The organism is Corynebacterium sp. HMSC034B08 (assembly GCF_001835805.1).
In the GTDB taxonomy this organism is placed as follows: Bacteria; Actinomycetota; Actinomycetes; order Mycobacteriales; family Mycobacteriaceae; genus Corynebacterium; species Corynebacterium coyleae.
Genome location: NZ_KV825964.1, coordinates 210,402 through 212,760 on the forward strand (window position 1 = coordinate 210,402; position 2,359 = coordinate 212,760).

Annotated in this window: 2 protein-coding genes and 1 pseudogene; 1 reads left to right on the forward strand and 2 read right to left on the reverse strand. The window is 59.6% G+C overall.

Annotated elements, in window-relative coordinates; all coding sequences use genetic code 11:
* Positions 1 to 407, forward strand: a 407-nt coding sequence (locus tag HMPREF2656_RS07410; protein WP_168167549.1) for a hypothetical protein, incomplete at its 5' end; no start/stop codon positions are given.
* A 54-nt stretch (positions 408 to 461) separates the two neighbouring features.
* On the opposite strand, the gene HMPREF2656_RS07415 is transcribed toward HMPREF2656_RS07410, so the two are convergent.
* Both HMPREF2656_RS07415 and HMPREF2656_RS07425 read right to left on the reverse strand, forming a co-directional pair.
* Entirely contained in the window at positions 462 to 1,013 is a 552-nt protein-coding gene (locus HMPREF2656_RS07415) for a winged helix-turn-helix domain-containing protein (RefSeq protein WP_070816234.1), read from the reverse strand.
* Positions 1,014 to 1,334: 321 nt separating this feature from the next.
* Positions 1,335 to 2,359: pseudogene (locus tag HMPREF2656_RS07425) on the reverse strand (hypothetical protein); the annotation flags it as partial.

Below are 2,359 nucleotides of genomic sequence, written 5' to 3' on the forward strand. Positions count from 1 at the left end.
CTGCTGACTATGTGCCGTTGCCCGCGCCGGGCGAGCTCGATAGCGGTGAATATGTGCCTGCTGGCGCGCTGACCGATTCCACGGGGCTGTCGCACGCGGCTTGGGTTGAGCTCGTCGCGGGGCTGCGCGCGATGGTTGAGCGGCTGACGGGTAACGCTTCGAGCGCGTACCGCGTGGTTGATCTGGCCGTGGACCTACTGGACCACTCGGGCGTTGCCCCGTCTGCTACCGATCCCCGCGCGTTTGCCCGGCGCGTGGCCGGGGCGCTCGGTCTTGCCGAACTGACGCGGCTGTGCGAACAGTACAAACTTCGTTCGGCGTTCCGCTGGGAAGGTGACGCTGCGGCGCTTGCAGACGTGCCAGGCACGCCCGAGCCATTGCAGTTGAACGGCAGCGCGTTCGTGTAGCCCGCGCCTGTTGTAGGGCCACAGGCAAGTCCTGTGGCCCCTTATTTGTGCCTGCTACTGCTCTGGGTCGTTGTGAACGCTGTAATCGCTGTCGTAGTTCAACGGGTCATTGTCTGGTCCAGCGAGTTCGACGGCAGCTTCAAGACTGGCCTGTAGATTCTGTAGGAAGCTTCGGGCGCTGTCGAGTTCGTTGTTGGCTAGGAATTCGGCTTCTAGGCGGCTGATTTCAGCAACAGTTTTACGCATGACCTCCGTGATCCGGGCGCATTCGCTTAGTGGCGGCTCGGGCAGGGTTACTTTGACTGGACCGTCTGGGCTATTGATCCATTCTTCGTACGGCTCGTTAAGCCTGGTCCGTAGGTTTTCCAAATCGTCGAAAAGATCACAAATTAAGTCGTATCGGGCTGTCTGTGCGGCTTCAAACCTTGCGCGGGCGGCTTCCACGGTGCGGCTGGTGTCCCCCACGATCCCTTGGCGGTTCAGGTGGCGGGAGCACGTGGCTACGCTTACGCCGGTTTCGTGCGAGATTTCCCTAAGCGTCCAGCCGTCCTTGCGTAATTCTTCGATGCGGGCCTTTTGGTCGTCGGTGACTCGGTTATTCGTCATTGCCGTTGTCCTTCCTTGGGTGATGGTTGTTTTCGAGGCTGTCCACTACATGCGTGTTCCTCTGTGTTCCTTCGCGTTCCCGGTGCATATGAGCGGAGTCCCGCCGGAGTAAGTCTTCTTGCGCGTCGGCCATGTCATGAAGCCGGTCTGCCAAGACGCGCGTGGCCTCGGGCGTGAGCGTCGCCGTTACCTCTAGTGAGGGGAACTTGAGGACGGTTAGAGGCTTTCCTGTCGGACTGCTGCCGTACCCAACGGTTAGGTTCGACCATGCGCGGGTGATGCCGCCTATCCGTACTCGGCTTTTGATTGATTCCCGGCGCGTCATTGGTCTGTCCTTAAGTAGCGGCCTTCGGGTGTGGCCGATGCCAGCCCGTTCTGTACGAGTGCGGTGAGGGTCTCGTGCAGCGTTTCTCGCTGGTTTCTGGGTAGTTGAGCGGCGATCTGTTTGGCGGTTTGGGGGTGCGTCGTTGATAGGCAGTCGAGGGTGACGGTTTGGGTGTCGCTCGGGTGCCAATCTCCCGCCGGTGCTTTGTATAGGGGATCTTGGGATCTAGGGATCTTGGGGCCTTGACTGACTAGGTTTTTGCCTTTTACCTGCGATGATCCCAAGGTCCCATGATCCCGTACATGGGGGGACTGCTGGGTTGTGGTGGGATCATGCGGGGCGTTGGGTGCAACCCAGTGCCAGACATTGCCGACTTTTTCCGATGTGATGCCCCAGCGTCGTTTCTGGTTTTGGGCGGACTTGAACACTAGTCCCGCGTTCCTTACTTCCCGTTCTATTTCTGCGGCGGGTGCGGAACCTCCGTTCTCTTCGAGAAACCGGAGCACTACGTCACGGAGTTCGCTTGTGTCTTCGGCTGTTGCTCCGTTGGCGGTCTGTCGCAGGATTTCGCCAACGGTTTCGGCGGACTCTCCAACCATTTCGAAGGCGGCCATGTCGGCGGTGCGGCCCTTGTCTGTGGTGATTGTTTCCTGCTTGATTCGGTATCGCCATGCAAAGCCTTCTCTTCCCAAGGAGTTCTTTTCAAGGGACATGACGCGGGTGTCGTCGTCGGCCTGCGGGTCCTTCGTGAAGCCGAACACTGTGCGTGCGACCTCTCCGAATGCGGACGAGCCGTTGATTCCGGCTACTACGTCGCCGTTCCCGGACTTGTTTAGGTGGGTGATGCCGATCACCACGCCTTCGATCAGCTCCGCTAGCGTGGCCCACGGTCTTAAGCGCTCTCGGATCTCGTTCGACTTATACAAGTCCGTTGAGCCGTTGATGAAGGCCATGAGCGGATCGACAATTATCACTTTTACGTCGGCTTCGATGCAGGCGGCGGCGAGGTCGCGTAGGTCGC